This is a genomic window from uncultured Lentibacter sp. (genome assembly GCF_937123735.1).
GTDB lineage: Bacteria > Pseudomonadota > Alphaproteobacteria > Rhodobacterales > Rhodobacteraceae > Lentibacter.
Genome location: NZ_CAKZKL010000028.1, coordinates 148657 through 172598, shown reverse-complemented (window position 1 = coordinate 172598; position 23942 = coordinate 148657). Strand labels below are relative to the sequence as shown.

The window sequence follows — 23942 nt, the reverse complement described above, 5'->3', positions numbered from 1 at the left end:
CTTAACCTTGTTACATCTGCGCAAACAAGGGGCAACCATGACCGTCACGCGTGCCATTCACCGGCTCACCACATTACTAGGCGAAAGGCTCACCCTCTCCAAGCCTGTTCTGGAAGCCCACGGGCGCTCGGAAACCTATTTCCCCCTCAGCGCCCCCGACGCGGTGGCCTTTCCGCGCAACACCCATGAAGTGGCCGAGATTGTCAAAATTTGCGCCGCCGAAGACTGCCCGGTGATAGGCTATGGAGCAGGCACCTCACTGGAAGGGCAAACCCAGGCGCCGCGCGGCGGGGTGAGTGTCGATTTCGCCCAGATGGCCGCCATTCGCCGGGTTGCACAGGAAGATATGGTCGCCATTGTCGAGCCCGGCATCACCCGCGAGGCGCTCAACGAAGAGCTGCGCGCGACGGGGCTGTTCTTCCCCGTTGATCCCGGCGCCAACGCGACGCTGGGAGGCATGGCCTCTACCCGGGCCTCGGGCACAACCACCGTGCGCTACGGCACCATGCGCGACAATGTGATCGGGCTTGAGGTGGTGCTCGCAGATGGCCGGATCATCCAGACCGGCAGCACCGCCCGCAAGTCTGCCGCCGGCTATGACCTCACCGGGCTTTTCGTCGGCGCAGAGGGCACGCTCGGCCTCATCACCTCACTCACCCTACGGCTCTATGGCCAGCCCGAGGCCATCACCGCCGCCGCCTGCGCGTTTCCCAGCGTTGACGCCGCCGTCGCCTGTGTGATTGACACCATCCAGATGGATCTCTCCATGGCCCGCATCGAAATCCTCGACAGCGCCACAGTCGCCGCGTTCAACAGCGTGGCCGGAGCCAAAATGCCCGAATGCCCCCACCTCTTGCTCGAATTTCACGGCACCCAAGCCAGTGTCGAGGATATGGCCGAGAGCTTTGGCAGCATCGCCCAAGACCATGGCGGCACAGACTTTGAATGGGCTGCGCGCCCGGAAGAGCGGGCCGCCCTCTGGCGGATGCGCCACCATGCCTACTGGTCGATCTTGCAATCCCGCCCCGGCGCAACCGCGCTGGTCACCGATATTTGCGTGCCCATCTCGCGCCTCGCCGAAGCCGTGGCCGCCGCGCAGGAGGATATCCAAGCCGCCGGCCTGCCCGGTCCGATCCTCGGGCATGTGGGCGATGGCAACTTCCACGCGATCCTGTTGTTTGACCCGGACAGTCCGGCAGAGCTTCGCGCCGCCAAAGCCGCCTCTGACAAGATGGTGTCGCGTGCGCTGACCATGGGCGGCACCGCGACGGGCGAACATGGGATCGGCATGGGCAAGCTGTCTTATATGGAGCGCGAGCACGGCGCGGCCTGGGCCTTGATGGGCGATCTCAAGCGCACGCTTGATCCGCAAAATATCATGAACCCCGGGAAGATGGTCCCGCCGCGCAACGCGCCCTAGCAGCCGCGCGCTATAACAGCGCCCGCGCAGCCGCGCGCGCCTCTTCGGTGATGCTGTCACCAGAAATCATCCGGGCCACCTCATCCACCCGGGCGTGACGGTCCAGTGGCTTTACCGTGGAAAGCGTCTGACCGGCTTTCACGGTTTTTTCCACCCGCCAATGATGCTCACCCAAGGCGGCCACTTGCGGCGAATGGGTCACGACGAGCACCTGCCCGCCCTCGCCCAAGGCCCGCAAACGACGGCCCACAGCATCCGCTGTGGCCCCGCCCACGCCACGGTCAATCTCGTCAAAAATCAATGTGACATCGCTGTTGCCACCGGTGAGGCAAACCTTCAGCGCCAGCAAAAAGCGGCTCAACTCACCCCCCGAAGCGATTTTGGCCAGCGGCCCCGCCGGAGCGCCCGGATTGGTGGCCACCACAAAGCTCACAGCATCTTGGCCCTCCGGACCAGCCTCGCCCGCGCTCACTTCGGTGGTGAAAACCGCGCGCTCCATCTTCAGGGGGGCCAGCTCCGCCATCACGGCTGTGTCAAGCTTCGCTGCCGCCACGTGCCGCGCTTGCGTCAGCGCCTCAGCTGCGGCCTGATAGGCCGCTTCGGCGGCAGCACTCTGCGCCTCCAAAGCGCCCAGCTGCGCATCACTGGCGTCAACTGCCTCTAGCTTTTGGCGCAATGCATCTGCATGGGTCGCGAGCGCATCCGGTAAAACCTCGTATTTGCGGGCCAGGCCGCGAATGGCAAAAAGCCGCTCCTCGCAGGCCTCCAGATCGGCTGGACTGAACTCCATCGCACGCAGGGTCTGTTCCACACCATCCGCCGCCAACGCCAGCTCGTTGAGCCCGCGCTCCAGCGCGTCCACCGCCTCCGTGAGCATCTCGCCCACCTCACCGCCTGCGCTCTCAAGCCAGCGCAGCGCCTTGGCCGCACTGTCCTCTGCCCCCTTCTCATCGCGCAGGCCGCTCAGGGCGCGGTCCAGATCTCCGCGCAGCTTGTCAGCGCTCTGCATCTGGCGGCGCCGCGCATCCAGCTCTGCGTCTTCCCCAGCTTGCGGGGCCAGCGCGTCAAGCTCGGCCACCGCATAGCGCAAATACTCTTCCTCCGCGCGCAGGGCCATCACAGCGGCCTGTGCCGTGCTCAGCGCGCGTGCGGCCTCGGCTTTGGCGCGCCACAACCCGCGCAGCTCAGCGAGCTTGGGGGCCAGCCCGGCAAACTCATCGAGCAAACTGCGATGCCCCCGCGGGTTGAGCAGGCCCCGATCATCATTTTGACCATGCAGCTCCACAAGATGCTCTGACAAGGCGCGCAGCACCTCTCCAGAACAGCGGCGGTCATTCACCCAAGCGCTCTTGCGCCCATCCACCGTGTTGATACGCCGCAAGATCAGCTCTCGGCTTTGCGGAATGCCCGCCTGCTCCAGCACCGTCAGGGCCGCATGACCCTCAGGAAGCTCGAACACCGCGCTGACCTCTCCTTGCTGTGCCCCGGCGCGCACAAGCTCCGCACGGCCCCGCCAGCCCAGCACAAAGCCCAGCGAATCCAGCAAAATAGATTTGCCTGCCCCGGTTTCTCCGGTCAGCACATTCAGACCTGCCTCAAAGCTCAACTCAAGGTGGTCAATCAACAAAATATCGCGAATATCTAGCGCACGCAGCATAGAACGGCTCTCTGCTCACCCATGACCCAGGCCAGAGCCCGTCACAGCCAGTCACCCTTGATGGTCTGCCGATAGGCCGAAGCCAGCCAGTTGCCCTTGAAGAACCTCGGTGCAAGACCTTGCCCCTGCAAAAGCGCATAGCTGTCTTCATACCACGGGCTGCTGCGGAAATTATGCCCCAAAACAGCCGCAGCTGTCTGGGCCTCCTCGCTCAGCCCCAACGACAGATAGGATTCCACAAGGCGGTGCAGCGCCTCGGCGGTGTGGGTTGTGGTCTGGAAATCTTCCACCACAACACGGAACCGGTTGATGGCCGCAGTAAAGCGGTCGCGCTTGAGATAATAACGTCCAACCTCCATCTCCTTGCCAGCAAGATGGTCAAAGGCCAGATCAAACTTCAACACCGAGGCGCGCGCATATTCACTCTCAGGATACCCCTCGATCACGGCCCGCAGGCTTTGCAGGGCCTGAAAGGTCAACCCTTGGTCACGGCCCACATCGTCAATCTGGTCATAATAGCTCAACGCCAACAGATATTGGGCATAGGCCGCGTCTTCATCGGTTGGATAAAAATCAATATAGCGCTGGGCTGCGGCGCGCGAATTCTCATAATCCTTGGCGCTGTGAAAGGCATAAGCCTGCATGATCACCGAGCGCTTGGCCCAGCTTGAATAGGGATACAGCCGCTCGACCTCGCCAAAATATTTGGCCCCGTCCTCAAACCGCCGGCGGTTCATCTCAAATTCGCCGCGCTCAAAGATCTGCTCGGCAGAATAGGTCTCCAGAGGAACTTCCCCGCGCGCAATCTTGCCTTGCTGGCCACAGCCCACAAGCGAAACACACAGCAGGGTAAAACCGAAAATTCTCACCAGAGAAAGCCCGCTCTTCATGCTTCTATTCCCACCTTCGTCTTTTGTCTCGGCCAAAGGCCTGCGCTGGTTTTGTCCTAGCATAGAAAAATCCGGGGCAAAACGCCTTAATGCGCCGGCTCCAAAAGCTGGCAACACCGATGATCTCCACTCAGATTGCAAAACCAAAGCTGCAAGTCAGGCGACTTTCGGCATCTCGCCCAGATGCACGCCCGCACCGGGCAGGCGCGCAGCTTGCTCAGCTGTGCAGCGCACAAAACAAAAGGCCCCGTCTGTTTCAAACAGCTTGCGCAGCAAAGCGTTGGTCATGGCATGGCCCGCCCGCGCGCCGGTATAGGCCCCAAGAATCGGCGCGCCCGCCAGGGCCAAATCGCCCAAGGCGTCCAGCATCTTGTGGCGCACAGCCTCATCCGCGTGGCGCAGCCCACCCGGGCTGAGCACCTTGTCGCCCTGCACAACCACCGCATTGTCCAGCGAGCCCCCCAGAGCCAGCCCCTGCTCATGCATGGCTTGCACATCGGACTGGCGGCAAAAGGTGCGGCTCGTGCAAAGCTCGCGCACGAATGAGCCATTGGCCATGTTGAGCGTCTTGTGCTGGCGCCCGATCGCGGCATCTTCAAACTCGATTGAAAACTCGATTTTCATCTCATTGGCCGGAGCCAACCGCGCCCAAGCTGCACCACGGCGCACCTCAACCTGTTGCAAAATGCGGATCGCCCAGACCGGTTGGTCAAGGCTTTGCAACCCGACCTCCAAGAAGCGCTGCACAAAGGGGGCTGCGCTGCCATCCAGAATGGGCACTTCCGGGCCATCCAGCTCCAGACGGGCGTTGTAAACCCCACATCCGGAGAGCGCCGCCATCACATGTTCAACCGTCGAAACAGACACACCAGCACCGTTGACGATCTTTGTGCACAGCGGGCCTTGCTCCACAGCGTCCCAGCGGGCGGGCACCACGGCTTCGCCCAAAGCGATGTCACTGCGGCAAAAGCTGATGCCATGGCCGGCGGGCGCAGGGTGCACGGTCAGACAGACGGGCTTGCCAGAATGCAGCCCGACGCCTTCAAAACGCACTGATTTGTTTAGAGTTCTTTGCACAGCCACGGCCTGAATCATTTCAGTTGGCCGCAATTTATGCGCTGGGGCCGCAGGTCTCAATTCACGCTTTGCAACTGCTTGTAACATCGCCTGTTACAATCGGCGGAAGGCTGCCTCAGCCCCTGCAACCCCCTGCACCCATAGAAAAAAGCCGCCCCCAAAGGGCGGCTTTTTGTGATCATGTGGCTGCCTTAATTGGCTTGGCGGCGCAAGAATGCAGGGATTTCGATCCGCTCTTGATCCGCCTCGGGCTGCACATTTGGCTGGGCCTGAGCGGCTCCCATCTGTGGCTGCGCACGCGCCGCTGCGGGTTTGGCTGCCTGCTCATGGCCTGTCATGCGGTTGATCAGCGAATTGATGCCAAACCGCGGCTTTTCCTCTGCGGGCGCTTGTGCGGCAGGCTCCTGTGGCACCGACCGGGTGTTGGTGACAGCCTGGCGCAAACGGGCCATGGCCTCAGGCGAAGGGGTGCCCGGCGCAGGCGCACGCGGCGCCACAAACTCTTCGGGCGCGGCATCAATCGGTGCCGCCGCCTGGGCCGCCTGTGGCTGATAGGCGGGCGGGGGCAAATCATCCTCCACCACCTCGGACACGGCTTCCTGCTGGGGGGCAAAGCTGGCTGGCTCGGCGGCCGCAACCTGCGGCTCTGGCGTCTCCATGCCTGAAAACAGCGATGGCTCCTCAGCGGCGGGAGCGGCAACGGGGGCCTCGGCAGTGAACACCGCTGTGGCGGGCTGCTCCTGCACCGCAGGGGCTTCCTCGGCGGCCACTTTCTGGCGCAGAGGCTCCGCCAGGGTGCGGCGGGGCACGGGCAAATCGCTCTGCACGGCGCTCGCATCAATCCCGGTGGCCACAACGCTAACGCGCATGGCCCCTTCCATGGAGGTGTCGAGCGTCGAGCCGACAATGATATTGGCTTCCGGATCGACCTCTTCGCGAATGCGGTTTGCGGCCTCGTCCAGCTCAAACAGCGTCAGATCATGGCCGCCGGTGATGTTGATCAGAACACCGCGCGCGCCGCGCAGGCTGATCTCGTCGAGCAGCGGGTTGGCGATGGCCTTTTCGGAAGCCTGCGTTGCGCGGTCTTCGCCAGTCGCCTCGCCGGTGCCCATCATGGCTTTGCCCATCTCGTCCATGACGGCCCGCACATCGGCAAAATCCAGATTGATCAAGCCAGGGCGCACCATCAGGTCTGTGACACCCTTAACCCCTTGATACAAAACATCATCAGCCATGGAAAACGCATCGGTAAACGTGGTCTTCTCCGTGGCAATCCGGAACAGGTTCTGGTTGGGAATGATGATCAGCGTGTCAACAACCTTTTGCAGCGCCTCCACACCATCCTCGGCCTGGCGCAGCCGCTTGGCACCCTCAAACTGGAACGGCTTTGTCACGACCCCAACGGTCAGAACCCCCAGCTCGCGGGCAGCCTGCGCGATGATCGGTGCGGCCCCGGTGCCGGTGCCGCCGCCCATTCCGGCGGTGATGAAGCACATATGCGCGCCGGCCAGATGATCGACGATCTGTTCAATACTCTCTTCGGCGGCGGCGGCCCCGATTGTGGCTTTTGCGCCAGCACCCAGACCTTCGGTCAGCTTCACGCCCAGCTGGATCTTGCTGGGGGAGCGGCTCTGCTGAAGCGCCTGCGCATCCGTGTTGGCCACGACAAAATCAACGCCTTCCAGCGCCTTTTCGATCATGTTGTTGACAGCGTTGCACCCTGCTCCGCCAACACCGAAAACGGTGATGCGTGGCTTGAGGTCTTCCTGTCCGGGCATTGTGAGGTTGAGTGTCATTTTTTTGTCCGCCTGATGTCTTTTCCGCAAACGCGGGTGCCATTACTGCCTGTTCCGCTCTATTTCTACCGCGCGTTTGCCCTATCGTCACGCAAAAAACAGCCATTTTCCACAAAATATGGCCATTTTCTGAGGCAAACCCGCGAGATTTCGCCGAGCCCTCGAAATATTGGGGGGCGCGCCCCAACCCCCACTAGCCAAAGGAAACCGGGCCGCCCGCAGGCAGCGTTTTGAAGAGGTCAATGGGTTGGGCCCTGCTCGGCCAGTTCGATCTTTTGAAGTGCTTCTTTTTTCAGAGGCTTTCGTGGAGCTTTATCACAGTTTGACACCGCTTTCCAGCATTTCTCCCCCTCAACATGCGGTTTATGCGGGCTTTTTTCCCGATTTTATGCGCAGCTCTGCGCGCCGGGGCCCGCCGCGCCCTCAAAGGGGTTCCAAATAGGGTGAAACTGCGTAACCTATTGGAACGGTCGGCGCGCGCAGGCCCAATATCTGGAGGAAACACCCATGAAGACATTTCTGACACTGGCCGTCTCTTTGGCCCTGACCCTGGCAAGCTTTGCCCTCAGCTCCACCCCGGCAGAGGCCAGCGAGCGGTATAGCAAGCAAAAGGTGGTTTACCACATCAACTATGACGGCGGTAAAGACGATAAGAAATACCGCGGCGCGATGCGCAACATCCAAAACCACATCAACGCCGTTGGTGCCGAGAATATGGACATCAAGGTCGTGCTGCACGGCAATGGCCTTGGGCTGTTGTCACAGGCCAAAGCCAATGAAGCCCTGCGCGGCCAAGTGCTTGAGCTCAAAGGCCAGAATGTCTCCATGCATGTCTGCAACAACACCCTCAAGGGCCGCAAGATCTCATACGAAAACGATCTGTTTGATGTCTTTGAAGAAGACATCGTGCCCAGCGGCGTGGCCGAGCTGTCCCATTTGCAACAGCAGGGTTACACCTACATCAAGCCCTGAGAGAGAGCGCCCCAACACAGAGAGCAGGCCGCCCCCTTTTGGGCGGCCTTTTTTTCACCAGTTGTCACGAAACCAGCGCACCATCCGCTTGAGCGAGCGCGCCGGGTAGCGGTCAACCGGCAAATCAAAATCCCACCATTCGTCCTGCGGATGGGCCGCAAACAGCGAGAGCCCCACCGCGCTGGCAAAGCCCGGGCCGGTGGCGGCCTGGGGCAACCCCTGAACCCGCAGGGGCCGTCCAAGGCGCACCTGTTGGCCCAGAATACGGCTCGCCAGCCCGTCCAAGCCGGGGATCTGGCTGGCCCCGCCCGTCAGAACAATCTGCTGGCTGGGCAGCTGGTCAAACCCGGCCGCATCCAGCTTGCTGCGCACCTCTTCCAGAATTTCCTCCACGCGCGGGCGCATGATGCCAATCAGCTCGGTGCGGCTCACCGCGCGGCGGTCATGCTCCCAATCGCCGGTGTCCCCGCCAATATCGATCATCTCGCGGTCGTCCAGCCCGGTGGCAACCAGACCGCCATACATGGTTTTGATCCGCTCAGCCATGCCCATGGGCACTTGCAATCCCATGGAAATATCCCCGCTCACATGCTCCCCGCCAAGGCGCACGGAGTCCGCATAGATCATGTGCTTTCGCATGAAAATGGAAACGCCGGTGGTGCCCCCGCCCATATCAATACAGGCAGCGCCCAGCTCCTGCTCGTCTTCCACCAAAGCCGCATAGCCCGCCGCATAAGACGAAGAATACAGCCCCGCCAGCTCCAGGTCACAACGGCGCGCGCAATGGGCGATGTTCTGGATCACCGTGCCATCAATCGACAGCAAGTGCATGTCAGTGGCCAGTTTAGAGCCCATCTGTCCGCGCGGGTCCAACAGACCGGTGCGATGGTCCAGCGCAAAGTTCACCGGCTGCGCATGGAGCACCTCGCGCCCCGCGCCGATGTCGGGCAGCTCACAGGCATTGAGCACACAGCTCACATCCTCCTCAGACACAACATGGCCTTCGATACCCACCTCTCCGACAAGCCCGTAAGAGCGCGGCTCGCCCCCCGAGAAACAGACAATCACATGATCCACACGGATATTGGCCATCTTTTGTGCCGCCTGAACAGCGGTGCGAATGGCGCGTTCGGTCTCGGCCATGGTGTCGATCTCGCCAAAGCGCACACCGCGTGAGCGCGTGGTGGCCGCGCCGATCACCCGAAAGCCGGCCTGCCCCGCCATCGCCCCCATTGCGCTGCTCTCGCTAAGGGCGGCGTTGCCGTCAAAGCGCAACACCAGGCAGGCGATCTTGGAACTGCCCACATCCAAAATGGCGATCACGCCGCGCTGCATCGCCGATTTGCGCATGTTGCGCATGGCGCGCTGAGATTCATAGAGTTCAATCATTGGTCCGCTATCCCCACTTGGCTTGCGCGCAGCTTCCAGCGCTCGCGCGTTGCCACATCACTCATTCGAAGGGTCGGCCGATGGGCCAACCGCATATCCACAACCGAAACATCGCGCGCCAGCAGGTCGCGCGCCGCATCCAGCGCCAGCACCCGCTGAAGCGCTTGCACCGGGCGTGCTTCGGGCAACAGGATCCGTTGATCCCTGTCCAAAACAAGGTCCCAGCGGCGCTCACCGATCCGGGCCAGCCCGCGCAGACGCGGGCTCAGAGGGGCGGCTGCGGCCAAAATCTGCATGGCTTCGCCCAGCTGCTCCAGCGCGCCCTCGCCCACAAGCAAAGGCAGCTCGGGGCGGTCGGTGCGTCGCTCCAGCGCGCGAAAGGCAACGCCCTCCGCGTCGACAAGCTCAAGCCCCTCATAGCTGCGCCACAGGGCAACGGGCGTGCGCTCGTCCACCTCGATCTGCAAAATCCCCCCCGATTTGATCTTCACGCGCGCCGATTTCACGGCCTGCAACCCCATCACATCGGTGCGGATCGTCTCAAGGTTGATATCAAACGAGGTCAACGGAAAATCCAGCGGCACAATCTCGCGGATATCCTCGGCAATATCCTGGCTTGCACCATCAATCGCCATCAGCTGGACCATGAACTCGGGGCGGGTCTCAAAAGCGCGCCGCAGCTCTGTCACGCTCAGGGCAAAGCTCTCGCGCCGCGCGTCATTGGCAAAATACACCAGCCCCACAAGCAGCGCCGCCGTGAAAGGCACCCCGATGTGCAGCAGCTTGCGAAACAGCGGCGTGAGCATCAGCCGCTGATACCGGTAGCTCCAGCGGCTCGGGGCCGGGTCTGCCCGCGAACCCGCGCTGCGCGGCGGCTTTATCTCAAGCATGACGCATCCTCCACCATCCAGGCGCAAAGCTGCCCGAAACTGAGGCCCACAGCCACGCCCTGCTCGGGGCTGAGCGATGTCGGTGTCATGCCGGGCTGGGTGTTGGTCTCCAAAAGCACAAGCCCCTCAACGCCGCGCGCCGCGTCCCAGCGATAGTCCGTGCGGCTCACCCCCTTGCAGCCCAGCGCCTTATGCGCCGTCACAGCGTAGTCCATGCACAGATCGAAAATCTCCTGCGGAATATCCGCCGGGCACACATGCTTTGAGCCGCCTTCGGTGTATTTCGCGTCATAATCATACCACCCCTCGGTGAGGATCTCGGTCACAGTCAAGGCCCGCTCGCCCATCACTGTGGTGGTCAGCTCGCGCCCCGCCGCATAGGCCTCCACCATCACCGTGTCCGGCATATCCTCGGCCAGCTTGGGTGGCCCGTTGGCCGCCTCCTGCACGATATAGACCCCAACAGAGGAGCCCTCGTTGTAAGGCTTCACCACATAGGGTGGCGCCATCACATGGCGCGCACAGACTTCAGATTTATCGGCCAGAAGCGAGGGCACAACCGGCAGGCCATGGGCGCGGTAAACGTCCTTGGTGCGTTCCTTGTCCATGGCCAGGGCCGAGGCCAGAACGCCGGAATGCGTGTAAGGAATACCGAGCCATTCCAGAATGCCTTGCACGCAACCGTCTTCGCCCCAGCGCCCGTGCAGCGCGTTGAACACAACATCCGGGGCCAGCGCGCGCAGACGCTCGGCAAGATCCTGCCCCGCGTCTAGCTCCGTCACCTGATAGCCCTCAGCACGCAGCGCATTGGCGCACTCCCGGCCCGAAACAAGAGAAACCTCGCGCTCCGCCGATGGTCCGCCCATCACCACTGCCACCTTGGGGGTTGTCCTGCCCGACATACCCAGTTCCGCCTAAAATTGGGGCCATTTGTGGCCCTCGTTGCTGTTATCGGCCAAAGGCCGCGGTCATTGTTGTGCCTGTCTCACGGAGCCGGTTCTCCCACTCTCATGATTTCCCACTCTAGCGTGATCCCGCTGTTTTCGTAAACCTTTTTTCGCACTGCCTCGCCCAGCGCTTCCAGCTCGGCAGCACTGGCATCGCCGGTGTTGATCATGAAATTTGAGTGCATTTCGCTCATCTGCGCACCGCCAAGGCGCGCCCCGCGCATCCCCGCATCGTCGATCACCTTCCAAGCCTTCAGCGCATGGCTGTCATCGGCCTGCCCCGTCGAGCTGTAGCCCGCTGGGTTTCGGAAGGTGCTGCCGGCGCTGCGCTCCTTGGTCGGCTGTGTCGCGTCGCGCTTGGCGAGCTGCTCTGCCATCCGTGCGTGCAACTCTTCGGGCACGCCCGCCGGGCCTTCCAGCGTGGCCTCCACCAGCACCCAGCCCTCCGGCAAGGCGCTCTGACGGTAGGCAAATTCAAGGTCTTGCGCCGTGAGGGTGACAAGCGCACCCTCCCGCGTCACGGCCTTGGCGCTCACAAACACATCCGCCAGATACCGCCCGTAACACCCGGCATTCATCTTCACCGCGCCGCCTATCGCACCCGGAATGGTGCGCAAAAAAGTGAGGTCAATTCCCGCATCCGCCGCCTTGCGCGCCACATGCGCATCCAGCGCCGCCACGCCCGCGCGCACGCGGGGGCCGTCGATCTCGATGTGGTTGAATCCCCGCCCCATCTTGATGACCACCGCGCGCAAACCGCCGTCGCGCACAATGAGGTTCGAGCCGACCCCCATGGGAAACACCGAGACGTCCCGGTCAAGGGCGGCGAGGAAGGCAGCCAGATCATCCACATCCGCCGGGCTGAACAGCCAGTCCGCAGGCCCGCCCACGCGCAACCATGTGAGCGCGCTCAAAAGCTGGCCCTGGCGCAAGCGCCCGCGCACGTCCGGCAGTGGCGCACTCACAGCCGCTTCCGCCCTGCGCCGCTCAGCCAGCGCATCAGATAAACCAGAGGCCAGCGCAACAGGCTCATCGCAGCCAGCAGCACCAGCAGCCCGATCCATGGCCCGTTCTCATAGGTCACATATCCCAAAACCGGGATGCCCGCCGCAATCAGCCCATAGGCCGCACGCCAATAGTTGTCCCGGCTGGGAAGCATGGCGATCAGGTTGGCCACCAAAGCCCACAGGCAGGCCAGCGTGAGCGACACGGTCATTGATCCACCTCCCGGTCCGCCGCCCGGTCCGCCGCCAGATGCGCCGGCAGAGCGTTCGCCCAGGCGCTGATCGTGCCCGCGCCGAGGCAGACAACCATATCGCCAGGCCGGGCCTCGGCACGCAACAGCGCCAGAAGGCTTTCCTCATCCGGCACAGCCTGCGCGTTGCGATGGCCATGCGCAATCAACCCGTTGATCAGATCATCACGGCTCGCGCCCGCAATCGGCGCTTCTCCCGCCGCATAGACATCGGCAATCCCAACAACATCGGCCTCGTTAAAACAGGCACAGAACTCCGCAAAATGGTGGTGCAGCCGCGTGTAACGGTGCGGTTGATGCACCGCGATAATCCGCCCCGATGAGGCCTGCCGTGCCGCCTTGAGCACCGCCGCAATCTCGGTCGGGTGATGGCCGTAATCGTCGATAATGGTCACACCGTTGACAGTGCCCACCTTGGTAAAGCGACGGTTGACGCCGCCAAACGCCGCCAGTGCAGCGCGAATATCCGCGCGCGACATGCCCAGGTGCCGCGCAACCGCCACAGCCCCGAGCGCGTTGGAAACATTGTGATCGCCCGGCATGGGCAGGGTGCAGCCCTCAATGCGCAGATCTTCCGATTGCAGCAAAATGTCAAAACAGGCGATACCATCTTGGTAATGCAAGTTGAGCGCGCGCACATCGGCCTGCGCGTTAAAACCATAGGTCACAACGCGGCGGTCGGTGAGCTTGCCCACAAGCTCCTGCACATCGCTGTCATCGGTGCAGCACACGGCCACACCGTAAAAGGGGATGTTGGACACAAAGTCATAAAAGCCCTTGTGCAGCGCCTCTTCGGTGCCCCAATGCTCCATATGCTCGGGGTCAATATTGGTCACAATCGCAATCGTGGCCGGCAGCCGATTGAAGGTGCCGTCGCTCTCGTCGGCCTCCACAACCATCCACTCGCCATCCCCCGAGCGCGCGTTGGAACCGTAAGCATGAATGATCCCGCCGTTCACAACCGTCGGGTCAAACTTGCCATGATCCAGCAGCGCCGCAACCATTGTCGTGGTGGTCGTTTTGCCGTGGGTGCCCGCCACCGCGATGTTGGATTTGAGCCGCATAAGCTCGGCCAGCATCTCCGCGCGCCGCACCACAGGCAAGCCCCGCCGGCGGGCCTCGTCGAGCTCAGGGTTGCCCGGCTTGATCGCCGAAGACATCACCACAACCTGCGCCTCTGCGAGGTTTTCAGCGCTCTGCCCCTCAAACACCCGCGCGCCCATCTCGGCAAGCCGATCGGTGATCTTGGAGCGCTTGAGGTCACTGCCCTGCACCGCATAGCCCAGATTGAGCAACACCTCGGCAATCCCCGACATCCCGATCCCGCCGATCCCGACAAAATGGATGGCCCCGACATCTCCGGGAAGTTTGGTGGCCCGTGCTGCACTCATGTCAGTCCCCTTTTTGCGCCGGTTTTTGCGCCTGTTTTTGCGCCAAAGCGCTCACCAGCTGCTCTAACTCTTCTGCCGCTTCAGGCTTTGCCACCGAAAGCGCGGCCCGCGCCATCATCTGCGCGCCCTCTTGCGTGTCCATCACGCTCAAAATCTGCTCGCTCAATACCTCGGCGGTGAGCTTGCTTTCCGGAATCACGATAGCGCCACCGGCCTGTGCCAGCCCGCGGGCATTGGCGCTCTGATGGTCCCCCGCAGCCGCCGCAAAAGGGATCAGAATGGCCGGTCGCCCGATCACACTCAAATCAGCCAGGCTTGAGGCTCCGGCGCGTGAAATCACCAGCTGCGCCTCGCTCATCCGTGTGGGCACATCGTGGAAAAACGGCTCAACCTCCGCCGGAATGCCGCGATCCGCATAAAACTGCGCCACCGCGGCCGCATCTTCGGCCCGGGCCTGATGCACCACCCGCACATGCGCCAACAGGCTTTCCGGCAAACGCGCAATCGCCTCCGGCACCACCTGGCTCAAAATCCGCGCGCCTTGTGAGCCACCAATCACCAGCAGTGACATCGGATAAGGGCCCGGCGCAATATAGCCCGCCCCTGCCCGCTCCAGAACAGCCCCACGCACAGGGTTGCCCACATGCACCGCCTCCACACCCTCCGGCAGCGCCGTGGGCCAGGTGCCACAGGCCACCAAGTCAACCCGCTTGGCAAACAGCCGGTTCACCCGCCCAAGCACACCGTTCTGCTCGTGGATCATCCGGGGCAACCGCAACAGCCACGCCGCGCTCAAAGCCGGAATACTGGGATAACCGCCAAACCCCACCACCACAGTGGGGCGGTCGCGCCACATCCCAAATGTGGCCGAAACAACACCGGCCAGAATGCGAAACGGGGCCGCAATCCGTCCCAAAAGACCGCCGCGCGCAAAGGTGGCGCTCGCCACCTGTGTGATCTCAACAGAATGTGCAAACCCGCCGGTGTAGCGCGCGCCGCGCGCATCCGTGCTCAGCTTCACCCGCCAGCCCGCACGCAGCATTCGCTCTGCCAGAGCCTGCGCCGGAAACATGTGCCCCCCCGTGCCACCCGCTGCGATTATCAGCAGCGGCTGTGTCTCACTCATCTCTTTTGACCCCTAAATATATCGTCAATCTCTCCTTGCGGCCGTGTGCGTGTAAATGCAAGCAGCATCCCCACCGCAATGCCCCCCGCAATCAGCGAAGAGCCGCCGTAGCTCACAAACGGCAGCGTCATCCCCTTGGCCGGCAAAAGGCGCACAGCCACGCCCAGGTTGATCATGGCCTGAACCCCAAAAATCGCCGCAAGCCCCGTTCCGGCTAGCCGGATAAACGGATCGCGCTCGCGGATCAGCCGCATCATGGAGCGCACGACAATGCTGGCGTAAAGCCCGATGATGCAAACAACCAGCACAAGCCCGTATTCTTCCGCCGCCACGGCAATGATGAAATCGGTATGGGCGTCCGGCAGGCTCCATTTCACCTGCCCCTCCCCGACACCCACACCAAAAAAGCCGCCCTCGCGGATGGCGTTGGTCGCATATCCCAGCTGGGTGCGCGGGTCGATGTCCGGTGCCAGAAAGCCATCAATACGGCGCGCAAAATGCTCTGAGGCGTTATAAGCCAGCATCCCCGCAGCCGCCACAGCGCCGCCCAGCCCCACAAGCAGCACAATCGGCGCGCCGGCAATGAAATACATCACACCCCAGCCAAACAGCAGCAAAGCCGCTTGGCCAAAGTCGGGCTGCATCGCCAGAATAAAGGCAATGATCACCAAGAGCGCAAAAGACATCGCCTTGCCCGGCGGTCCGTTGATCTGGAAACTCGCCGCCATCAGCCAAGCGCAGACCACAATGAACCCCGGCTTGAGAAACTCGCTTGGCTGCACCGAAGCAAAGCCCAGCGAATACCAGCGCACCGCGCCCTTGCCAAAATCGGTGCCAAAAAACGGCAACCCCAGAAGCGCCACAAAAGACACCAGAAACCCGATCACGGCCAGCCGCCGCACAAGCTGGGGCGGCATCATGGATGTGATCAACATGGCGCTCAGCGCCAGCCCGCCAAAAACCGCCTGCCGCTGGACATAGTGAAAGGCGCCAAAACCGTTGCGCTCTGCCAGCGGCGGGCTGGCCGCAAACCCGAGCAAAAGCCCGATCGCAAAGAGCAACAGCACACAAGACAGCGTCCACCGGTCTACGGTGCGCCACCATTTGGGAAGAACCGGCTCGCCCGCCTGCACAGGCACCGAGCCATAGACCATCTCTGTCATCTGACATTCACCGCTAGAACTGCCTCGATTGCCCCTTTTCGGGGTCTGTTCCGGCACAGTAGCACGGTGATTCGCCTTTGGGAAGCAGATGATTCGCACCCGCAACGCAACCGGCCATAACCCGCGCCCGCGCAGACGAGGCCGCAGCTTCACTGGCTCAAGTTTACTGGCCCAAGTTGACAGGCCCAAGGCCGCGCCCTAACACTGAGATCTCATCAGTGAAAAAAGCGCCTCGTTTTGGGCCAAAAAGGGCTCCCATGTCTCATAAGCCCAAAGCCCCGCGCCTCGCAGGCCTCGACCTGGCCCGCTACCTCGCCTTCGTGGGCATGGTCATTGTCAATTTCAAAATTGTCATGGGCGCCGAAGGCGGCTCTGGCTTCGCGAGCCATTTCATGCAGCTCCTAGAAGGGCGCGCTGCCGCCACCTTCGTGGTGCTCGCAGGTCTCGGTCTCGGGTTGGCCCACGCCCGCTCAGGGGCCGCAAACACGCGCATCACCCTCAAGCGCGCCGCCTTCTTGCTCGCCATCGGCCTTGTGAACATGCTGATCTTTGACGCAGACATCCTGCACTACTACGCCTTCTATTTCCTCTTCGGTGCATTCCTTCTGCCGCTGAGCACCCGCGCGCTGATCTGGGCCATCGCCCTGCTCAACCTCGCCTTTGTCACCATGATCTTCACGCTGGACTACGACATCGGCTGGAACTGGGAGGATTACAGCTACACTGGCTTCTGGACGCCTTCAGGCTTCCTGCGCAACCTCTTCTTCAACGGCTGGCACCCCGTCGTGCCCTGGCTGGGTTTCTTGCTGTTTGGCATTGTGCTGTCGCGCCTGCCTCTGGCCGCGCGGCGCACCCAGCGCGCCCTCGCCCTCGCAGGTCTCGCAGCCCTGCTTATGGCTTCTGCCCTCAGCCGCGCGCTCTCAAGCTGGCTCGCCCCGCTTGGCCCGGAGCTGGCCGATCTGCTCACAACCTCCCCCATCCCGCCGATGCCGCTTTACACCCTCGCAGGCCTTGGCGCGGCCAGCCTCACAATTGGCCTCTGCCTCATGGCCGAGGTGCGCTTGGCGGCTTGGGGCGTGCTGGCGCTCACCGCCCCCGCCGGGCGCCAGACCCTCACGCTCTACATCGCCCATATCCTGATTGGCATGGGCACACTTGAGGCTCTGGGCCTTGTCGGAGGACAAACGCCAGAGGCCGCATTGCTGGCTGCGCTCCTGTTTTGCGCCGCTGCCACGCTCTATGCCCGACTCTGGGCGCGCCGCTTCCGGCGCGGCCCCGTCGAAGCCCTCATGCGCCGCCTCGCGGGCTGACCCTTGCCAAGGCGCGCACATCCGATTAGCCCAGCGCATATGCAAGTCAACACGCTCATCCTCGGCGCAGGTGCCGCCGGCCTCATGTGTGCCGCCCACGCGGGGCCGAGCACGCTGGTCATTGATCACGCCAAAAAGCCGGGCGAAAAAATCCGCATTTCTGGCGGCGGGCGCTGCAACTTCACCAATCTCTATTGCACGCCGCAAAACTTCCTCTCCGAAAATCCGCATTTCGCCAAATCGGCGCTGGCGCGCTACACCCAATGGGATTTCATCGACCTCGTCGCGCGCCACGGCATCGCCTATCACGAAAAGACCCTCGGCCAGCTCTTCTGTGATGGCAAATCCACCCAGATCGTGCAGATGCTGCTTGATGAAATGGCTCGCGCCGAAGCCGCGCTCTGGCTGGAAACCTCAGTGGTCAGCATCTCCCATGACGGCACGCATTTCGCCGCCCTGCTGGAGCACAAGGGCAAGCGCAAAACCGTGCTGGCCCAGCACCTCGTTGTCGCCACGGGCGGCAAATCCATCCCCAAGATGGGCGCAAGCGGGCTGGCCTATGACATCGCCGAACAGTTCGGCCATTCCCTCACCGAGACCCGCCCCGCGCTCGTGCCTTTCACCTTCTCCGACAATCCGTTCGCACCCCTTTCAGGCACTGCCGCCGAAACCCGCGCCACAGCGGGCCACACCAGCTTTGAGGAAGCCACGCTGTTTACCCACCGCGGCCTCTCCGGCCCTGCTATGTTGCAAATTTCCTCCTACTGGCGCGAGGGCGAGGCCATCACCCTCAACCTTGATCCTCAGGGCAGACTGCTTGACGCTTTGCGCCAGCAACGCCAAGCCCAGGGCCGCCGCCAGCTCACCACAGAGCTGGCCCGCCACCTGCCTACCAAGCTGGTGGAGCATCTCACCGCGCCGCTCGCCCTTGCGGGCAACCTTGCCGATCAGTCCGATGCCCGCCTGAGCGAGATCGTGGAGGCGCTGCAAAACTGGCAGCTCAAACCCACCGCCACCGAAGGCTACCGCACCGCCGAAGTCACGCTTGGGGGCGTCTCCACCGCCGAGATCAGCTCCAAGTCTATGGAAAGCACACAGCAGCGAGGCCTCTATTTCATTGGCGAGTGTGTCGATATCACAGGCTGGCTGGGGGGCTACAACTTCCAATGGGCCTGGTCCTGCGCCATCGCCGCTGCGCGCGATATTGCCAGCCGCCCCGCCCCCTAAGCACCAGAAGCCCCCCCCCCCTTTGCAACAGAGCCACAGGCAAAAGACCTGGCAGAACCACAAGCAAATCTTCGGGCGCGGCAAAACAGGGCTGACACTCCGGGCCCAGCGCCACCACGGGGTCAGATTTCGCTCTGAATGCTCTCAAGATAGGCCAGCAACGCCGCCAGGGGGCGCGGTGTCGGTGTCATGATCCCCGCCCCCGTCTCAACCGGAACAGATGGCCCCTCCAGCAGCAGGCCAAATTCGGGCATTTCGACCGCCTCAGGGGCCTGGCGCTTGTAGCCGTCGATATAGCTCAGCACCCGGTTGACCGGGAACGCCCCCCCTGCCTCCTGCGCAAGCTTGGTCAAATCTATCGGAGGAACGCTCAAATCACCGGCCAAAGGCCCGTCTGCGCGCCCGCCCGGGCCGTGGCACATGGCGCAATTGGCCTCATAGGCCACACGCCCCTCGCGTGCATCCGGCATTTCCACAGCCATACAGCCTGCAAATCCTGCCAGCGCTATCATTCCAGTCACAAAATACCGCATCAGCCGCCCCCTTTTGTTTTTCTGTGTCCAAGCCTAGAGACTGACCCCTAGCGCTGCAAGCCATCGAGATAGCCCACCAATGCCACCAAGGCGCGCGGGGTTTCAAGCCGTTGGCCCTCTTGCGTCTCCCAGATCACCGTGGCCCCGGCCTCCAGATCGGCAAAATCAGGCATATCCCCAAAATGCCCCGGCCCGCCATAGCCATGCACCTTGGCCAGCACATCATCCGCAGGAAACACGCCGCCGGACCGCTCTGCAATCAGGGTCAAATCCGCCGGGCTTTCAAGAAGCCCCGCCGCCGCAGGCCCATCTCCGCGCGCACCGGCCCCGTGACAGGCCGCGCAGTTCTGTGCAAACAAAAGCGCCCCGCTCTTGCCCTGTCCGGCTTGCCCAATTTGCACGGCTTGCCCGGTTGGCCCGTTAGATGTGGGCGGCGCATCACATGCCGCCAGCGCCAACAGCATCCCCAAGGGTAAGGTCGCCTTGCGCCATTTATGTCCTGCCATATCGCCTCTCCTCATGCGGCCAGCTTGCCTGCAAGCATGCCCCGCTCGCTTTGATCTGGATCATCCCGGCCCGCCGTGCCACTCTCGCATGGACGGGCGCCCGCTCAGAACAGGCCCGAGACCACAGCAACGCAACCGAGAAACAAATGTCCTTCACCAGCCAAGACGCCCAAGCCATATTCGATCAGGGCTTTGCCCCCTGGGTGCGCGCCCTCGCCCTCACCATCACCGACATAAGCCCCACATCGGCCACCCTGCATATGCCCATCACCTCCGAGCTGACCCGCATGGGTGATGTGCTCTCCGGACAGGCGCTCGCCGCACTGGCCGATACAGCCATGGTCTTCGCCTGCGCCGGCCTGTTTGGCAAAATGCGCCCGGTGGCCACCACAAACCTTGAGCTGCAATTCCTGCGCCCGGGGCTGGGAGAGGCAATTATTTGCACCGCCCAGATCGTGAAACCGGGGCGCTCACTGATCTTCACACGCGCAAGCCTCTGTGCCGCCCCCTCCGGCAAGGAGGTCGCCACCGCGACAGCCACCTTCCACCTCCCCGCCGCAGCGGCCCCCGCTCTTGCCGCACGCGACACAGCCCAAAGGACAACCCCATGAACAGTCCCGCCGCCTATGCGCTCATTATGCTCATCGCCGGAATCGGCATTCCCGTGCTCGCGGCCCTCAACGCCAGCCTCGGAACCCGCCTCGCCACCCCCTTTGCCGCAGGGGCCATCCTGTTCAGCGTGGCCCTCTGTGCGGCGCTGGTGATGCTGGTGGCCACCGGCAGCACCGCCGCCCTCGCCAAGGCCCCCGCCCAACCCAAACATCTGTTTCTGGCCGGGCTTCTGGTGGCCTTCTATGTGCTCTCGATCACTTGGGTCGCCCCGCGCTTCGGCGTTGGCAATGCGGTGTTCTTCGTGCTGATCGGACAGCTGATCTCTGCGGCGCTGATTGATCATTTCGGCCTGTTTGGCGCGCGTATCTCACCGCTCTCGCTCACCCGCGCCAGCGGCATCGCGCTTATGGCCTCCGGTGTTTGGCTCACCCAGCAAGCCTGATCCGAGAAGGCCGCCCGCCAGCGGTCTGAGCCAATCTCAGCCGCGCGCCGCAAGCGCCTGACAGGCCGCCCAAAAATCTGGCGCAACCTCTACCGAGGGGCGCGGTGCCCGCCCCTGCCCGGGCATCCTTGCTCCCTCATCCAGTGCAACAGCCCCAGCCACCTGAGCAAGACGGGCCTCAAAATCCGCCCCCGCAGCCGGGTCAATCAGCAGATAATACTGGCCCAGATCATGGGGCGCGCCCTCCGGGGCTTTCAGCGGCGCAACATCCTGGCTGGCCAAACTCCCGGTCATCCCGGCCGCCAACAGCTCGGCCATCAGCCCAAATCCCCAGCCCTTATAGCCGCCCATACTCACAAGGCTGCCCGCCAGCGCGGCCTCAGGATCGGTGGTCGGCTGCCCGTCACAATCCACGGCCCAGCCCAGCGGAATGGGCTGGCCCGCCGCCTTGGCCATGGTGATCTTGCCCAAAGCCACCGTCGTGGTGCTCTGATCAAACAGCATCGCCACACCGCCCGCACCATCCGGAACCGCAAAGGCCATGGGGTTGGTGCCGATCACCCGCTGCTTGCCACCGGGAGCCGCCACAATCGGCGAGGCATTGGTCATGCCCAAACCGATCATCCCCGCACGGGCAATCTGCTCTACAAAATACCCAAGGCTCGTGCAGGTATGGGCATGTCCCACCGCCAAGCTGGCCACGCCACAGCTGCGCGCCGCCGCCAGCGCCGTCGGCAAGCCGCGGGCAAAGGCCGGCTGGGCAAAGCCGTATTTCGCATCCACAAGAACAGCGCCGCTGCGTGGGGTCTTCACCTCAGGCTCCACCGCGCCCAGAACGCGCCCGCTCACAAGCTGCTGACAGTAACTCTCAAGGTAATACAACCCACAGATCTTATTGCCAAAACTCTCCGCCACCCGGATCGCATCGGCCACATGCTCCGCCACCCAGGGCGCCGCACCATGACCCACCAAAGCGCGCAGGCTCACCTCATAAATCTCATCCAATGTGACCGTCACACATCCCTCAGCCATCGCCGTTCCCCTTGTTTTCTTTGAAAATATTCCGGCGGGCAACGCCACCGCCGCAAATCGTGTCTTTGCGAGGCTGCCCTTGGCCAGATCGCCGCAACGCACAGGCCCCAAGCGCACCGCCCGCTGCCCGGCAAGCTGTTCCTCCCGCCACGCGGCTAGTCACGCGGCCGCTCACGCCGGCACAAGCGCGCCGTCGGCCAGCTGCACACGCCGGTCCATCCGGGCTGCCAGCTCCAGGTTGTGCGTGGCAATCAACGCCGCCAAACCGGTCTCGCGGGCCAGGGCCATCAGGGCTGCAAAAACCTGATCAGATGTGGCCGGATCAAGGTTCCCCGTGGGCTCATCCGCCAACAAGAGCCGGGGTGCATTCGCCAGCGCCCGGCAAAACGCCACCCGCTGCTGCTCACCGCCAGACATATCGGCCGGGCGATGCTTTGCGCGCGCGCCCACGCCAACCCGCTCCAGCAACTCCTGCGCCCGCCGCCGTGCCCGCCCGCGCGGTGCGCCGTTGGCCATCTGTGGCAACATCACATTCTCCAGCGCGCTGAACTCGGGCAAGAGATGATGGAACTGATAGACAAACCCCACATCCTCACAGCGCACCCGGGTGCGCCGCCGGTCACTGCGCGTGCTCATGTCCTGCCCGCCAATTTCAACCCGCCCGGAATCGGGCACATCCAAAAGCCCGGCAATGTGCAGCAAAGTGGATTTTCCCGCGCCAGAGGGGGCCACAAGCGCCACAATCTCTCCCGGCGCAAGCGCCAGCTCTGCCCCGCGCAACACATGCAGCGCACTGGGTTTGCCGGCATTGTAGCTCTTGTGAATGTTGCTCAGGCGCAAAACCGCATCACTCATAGCGCAGTGCCTCCACAGGGTTCATCCGCGCCGCCCGCCGGGCCGGGAAAATCGTCACCACAAAGCTCAACCCGAGGCTGAGACCAACCGCAGACATCACATCCACCAGCTGCAACTTGGCCGGCAAGAAAGAGATCCCCCGCACCGCAGGGTCCCAAATTCCGCCACCCGAAACGCCGTTCACAATGGCAAAAATCGGGTCAATATAGAGCGCAAAAAGACAGCCCAATAGCACCCCCAGCGCCGTGCCCAATATCCCGGTAAAGGCCCCGCACAGGAAGAATATCCGCAGCACCGCCCCCTCGGTCAGGCCGATGGTGCGCAAAATACCAATGTCGCGGCCCTTGTTCTTCACCAGCATGATCAGACCGGAAACGATATTCATGGCCGCAATCAACACAAGGATCGAGAGGATCACGAACATCACATTGTCTTCAATGTCCAGAGCGCGCAAAAAGCCGCCACTGGCGTCTTTCCAACTCCACAAAAGCGCGCGCTCCCCACCGGCGCGCAACAGCGCCAGCGCCATGTCCTCAACCCTGTCCGGCGCAGCAACCATCACCTCGATCTCATCTGCCCGCCCCTCCCGGTTGAAGAAGCTTTGCGCCTCCGCAAAGGGCATGTAAAGGCGGCTGCGGTCGATGTCATACCGCCCTGCCGTGAAGATATAGACCACCTCATAGCTCTTCACCCGTGGGCTGGTGCCAAAGGCGGTCTTTACCCCATTCGGGCTGATCACGCTGATCTTGTCGCCCGCGCTCACCCCGAGCTCGCGCGCCACCCCCGAGCCAATGGCCACCCCGGCTTCAAACCGGTCCATATCGCCCGCAGCCTGCTGCGGCGAGGCCACCCGCGGAATGGTGCGCAAATCCTGCGCGGTGATCCCGAAGACTTCGATCCCCACATTGCGCCCCGCCGCCGAGGCCATGAGCTGCCCCTTGATCAGTGGCGCCGCCCGCACAACCCCCTGCACAGCGCGCAACCGCGCCGCCATGGCCTCATAATCCGCAATACTGCGCTCCAGACGGCCATCCGGCTGCATCTCACCCGCCTGATATACGGTGACATGGGCATTCGCCCCCAGGATCGTATCGACAAACTCAGCCCGAAATCCGGCCCGCACCGCCAGCGTGGCAATCAGCGCCATAACGGCCAGCGTGATCCCGATGAGGCTGATCCAGGTCATCACACTCACCCCGCCCTCGGCGCGGCGCGCCCGCAGGTAGCGCCAGGCAATCATCAGCTCAAAGCCGGCAAAAGGGGGAGGAGGTAGCGCCATGTCATTCGCTTTCTAACGGTTAGCGCGCAAAATGCGCGCGCGCGCCAACAAGGTCAAGCGCTCTGCCGCCCTCGCAGACCAAAGACCGCCCGCAAGAGCGCGATCATGCCGCAACCGGAACGAAAGAGCGCCCCCCAGCCGAGCATTCACAGAGCCAGGCAGCACTGCGTGCC

The 23942-nt window shown here is 63.0% G+C and carries 23 protein-coding genes; 6 read left to right on the top strand and 17 right to left on the bottom strand.

From position 1 onward, the window contains the following. Window positions 1-37 precede the first annotated feature (37 nt). Entirely contained in the window at window positions 38-1420 is a 1383-nt protein-coding gene (locus tag Q0478_RS08250) for an FAD-linked oxidase C-terminal domain-containing protein (RefSeq protein ID WP_298678188.1), read from the top strand. Window positions 1421-1430: 10 nt separating this feature from the next. Here Q0478_RS08250 and recN read toward each other — a convergent pair whose 3' ends face one another. The 4 genes from recN to ftsZ all read right to left on the bottom strand — a co-directional run bounded on the left by recN (window position 1431) and on the right by ftsZ (window position 6840). Further along, complete coding sequence (gene recN, locus Q0478_RS08245; RefSeq protein ID WP_298678185.1) at window positions 1431-3077, bottom strand: DNA repair protein RecN; 1647 nt, start codon at window positions 3075-3077, stop codon at window positions 1431-1433. A gap of 41 nt (window positions 3078-3118) precedes the next feature. Then, complete coding sequence (locus tag Q0478_RS08240) at window positions 3119-3967, bottom strand: outer membrane protein assembly factor BamD (protein ID WP_298678183.1); 849 nt, start codon at window positions 3965-3967, stop codon at window positions 3119-3121. Window positions 3968-4123: 156 nt separating this feature from the next. Then, on the bottom strand, window positions 4124-5044 hold the full coding sequence (gene lpxC, locus Q0478_RS08235; protein ID WP_298678624.1) for a UDP-3-O-acyl-N-acetylglucosamine deacetylase: 921 nt from the start codon (window positions 5042-5044) through the stop codon (window positions 4124-4126). 191 nt (window positions 5045-5235) lie between these two features. Then, the gene (gene ftsZ, locus Q0478_RS08230; RefSeq protein WP_298678181.1) at window positions 5236-6840 is read right to left on the bottom strand and encodes a cell division protein FtsZ; all 1605 of its coding nucleotides are present in this window, start codon (window positions 6838-6840) and stop codon (window positions 5236-5238) included. A gap of 507 nt (window positions 6841-7347) precedes the next feature. Here ftsZ and Q0478_RS08225 point away from each other — a divergent pair. Then, window positions 7348-7812: a DsrE family protein gene (locus Q0478_RS08225; RefSeq protein ID WP_298678178.1), complete on the top strand. Its 465-nt coding sequence runs from the start codon at window positions 7348-7350 to the stop codon at window positions 7810-7812. A 54-nt stretch (window positions 7813-7866) separates the two neighbouring features. On the opposite strand, the gene ftsA is transcribed toward Q0478_RS08225, so the two are convergent. From ftsA to ftsW, 8 genes are all read right to left on the bottom strand, one after another. After that, window positions 7867-9201 (bottom strand): cell division protein FtsA, encoded by a 1335-nt coding sequence (ftsA, locus tag Q0478_RS08220; protein WP_298678176.1) that lies wholly within the window; start codon window positions 9199-9201, stop codon window positions 7867-7869. After that, a complete protein-coding gene (locus tag Q0478_RS08215) occupies window positions 9198-10091 on the bottom strand; it encodes a cell division protein FtsQ/DivIB (protein ID WP_298678173.1) in 894 nt (297 codons plus the stop codon). Before Q0478_RS08215 ends, ftsA begins: the two co-directional genes overlap by 4 nt. Continuing rightward, window positions 10079-10999 (bottom strand): D-alanine--D-alanine ligase, encoded by a 921-nt coding sequence (locus Q0478_RS08210; RefSeq protein ID WP_298678622.1) that lies wholly within the window; start codon window positions 10997-10999, stop codon window positions 10079-10081. The genes Q0478_RS08215 and Q0478_RS08210 overlap by 13 nt, the downstream gene beginning before the upstream one ends. Window positions 11000-11076: 77 nt before the next feature. Continuing rightward, window positions 11077-12003 (bottom strand): UDP-N-acetylmuramate dehydrogenase, encoded by a 927-nt coding sequence (murB, locus tag Q0478_RS08205; protein ID WP_298678171.1) that lies wholly within the window; start codon window positions 12001-12003, stop codon window positions 11077-11079. Next, the gene (locus tag Q0478_RS08200) at window positions 12000-12254 is read right to left on the bottom strand and encodes a DUF2484 family protein (RefSeq protein WP_298678168.1); all 255 of its coding nucleotides are present in this window, start codon (window positions 12252-12254) and stop codon (window positions 12000-12002) included. The genes murB and Q0478_RS08200 overlap by 4 nt, the downstream gene beginning before the upstream one ends. Beyond that, entirely contained in the window at window positions 12251-13684 is a 1434-nt protein-coding gene (murC, locus tag Q0478_RS08195) for a UDP-N-acetylmuramate--L-alanine ligase (protein WP_298678166.1), read from the bottom strand. The genes Q0478_RS08200 and murC overlap by 4 nt, the downstream gene beginning before the upstream one ends. Window position 13685: 1 nt before the next feature. After that, complete coding sequence (murG, locus tag Q0478_RS08190) at window positions 13686-14810, bottom strand: undecaprenyldiphospho-muramoylpentapeptide beta-N-acetylglucosaminyltransferase (protein ID WP_298678165.1); 1125 nt, start codon at window positions 14808-14810, stop codon at window positions 13686-13688. Then, window positions 14807-15973 carry a putative lipid II flippase FtsW gene (ftsW, locus tag Q0478_RS08185; protein ID WP_298678162.1) on the bottom strand — a complete coding sequence of 389 codons (1167 nt, stop codon included), beginning with the start codon at window positions 15971-15973 and terminating at the stop codon, window positions 14807-14809. Before ftsW ends, murG begins: the two co-directional genes overlap by 4 nt. A 257-nt stretch (window positions 15974-16230) precedes the next feature. On the opposite strand from ftsW, the gene Q0478_RS08180 reads away from it, so the two are divergent. Next, window positions 16231-17283, top strand: coding sequence for a heparan-alpha-glucosaminide N-acetyltransferase domain-containing protein (locus tag Q0478_RS08180; RefSeq protein WP_298678160.1), 1053 nt, complete (start codon window positions 16231-16233; stop codon window positions 17281-17283). Between the two features lie 39 nt (window positions 17284-17322). Beyond that, window positions 17323-18510 carry an NAD(P)/FAD-dependent oxidoreductase gene (locus Q0478_RS08175; RefSeq protein WP_298678158.1) on the top strand — a complete coding sequence of 396 codons (1188 nt, stop codon included), beginning with the start codon at window positions 17323-17325 and terminating at the stop codon, window positions 18508-18510. A 122-nt stretch (window positions 18511-18632) separates the two neighbouring features. On the opposite strand, the gene Q0478_RS08170 is transcribed toward Q0478_RS08175, so the two are convergent. Next, window positions 18633-19043: a cytochrome c gene (locus Q0478_RS08170; RefSeq protein WP_298678156.1), complete on the bottom strand. Its 411-nt coding sequence runs from the start codon at window positions 19041-19043 to the stop codon at window positions 18633-18635. Between the two features lie 47 nt (window positions 19044-19090). Beyond that, on the bottom strand, window positions 19091-19549 hold the full coding sequence (locus Q0478_RS08165; protein ID WP_298678153.1) for a c-type cytochrome: 459 nt from the start codon (window positions 19547-19549) through the stop codon (window positions 19091-19093). A 146-nt stretch (window positions 19550-19695) separates the two neighbouring features. Between Q0478_RS08165 and Q0478_RS08160 the strand changes: the two genes are divergently transcribed. Together Q0478_RS08160 and Q0478_RS08155 are read left to right on the top strand one after the other, a co-directional pair. Continuing rightward, window positions 19696-20160, top strand: a complete 465-nt coding sequence (locus tag Q0478_RS08160; protein WP_298678151.1) for a PaaI family thioesterase — start codon at window positions 19696-19698, stop codon at window positions 20158-20160. Then, the gene (locus tag Q0478_RS08155; protein WP_298678148.1) at window positions 20157-20603 is read left to right on the top strand and encodes a DMT family transporter; all 447 of its coding nucleotides are present in this window, start codon (window positions 20157-20159) and stop codon (window positions 20601-20603) included. The genes Q0478_RS08160 and Q0478_RS08155 overlap by 4 nt, the downstream gene beginning before the upstream one ends. Window positions 20604-20639: 36 nt before the next feature. Here Q0478_RS08155 and Q0478_RS08150 read toward each other — a convergent pair whose 3' ends face one another. From Q0478_RS08150 to Q0478_RS08140, 3 genes are all read right to left on the bottom strand, one after another. Beyond that, a complete protein-coding gene (locus Q0478_RS08150) occupies window positions 20640-21635 on the bottom strand; it encodes an Ldh family oxidoreductase (RefSeq protein ID WP_298678145.1) in 996 nt (331 codons plus the stop codon). 171 nt (window positions 21636-21806) lie between these two features. Continuing rightward, on the bottom strand, window positions 21807-22490 hold the full coding sequence (locus Q0478_RS08145) for an ABC transporter ATP-binding protein (protein ID WP_298678143.1): 684 nt from the start codon (window positions 22488-22490) through the stop codon (window positions 21807-21809). After that, complete coding sequence (locus tag Q0478_RS08140; RefSeq protein WP_298678141.1) at window positions 22483-23769, bottom strand: lipoprotein-releasing ABC transporter permease subunit; 1287 nt, start codon at window positions 23767-23769, stop codon at window positions 22483-22485. The genes Q0478_RS08145 and Q0478_RS08140 overlap by 8 nt, the downstream gene beginning before the upstream one ends. Window positions 23770-23942 lie beyond the last annotated feature (173 nt).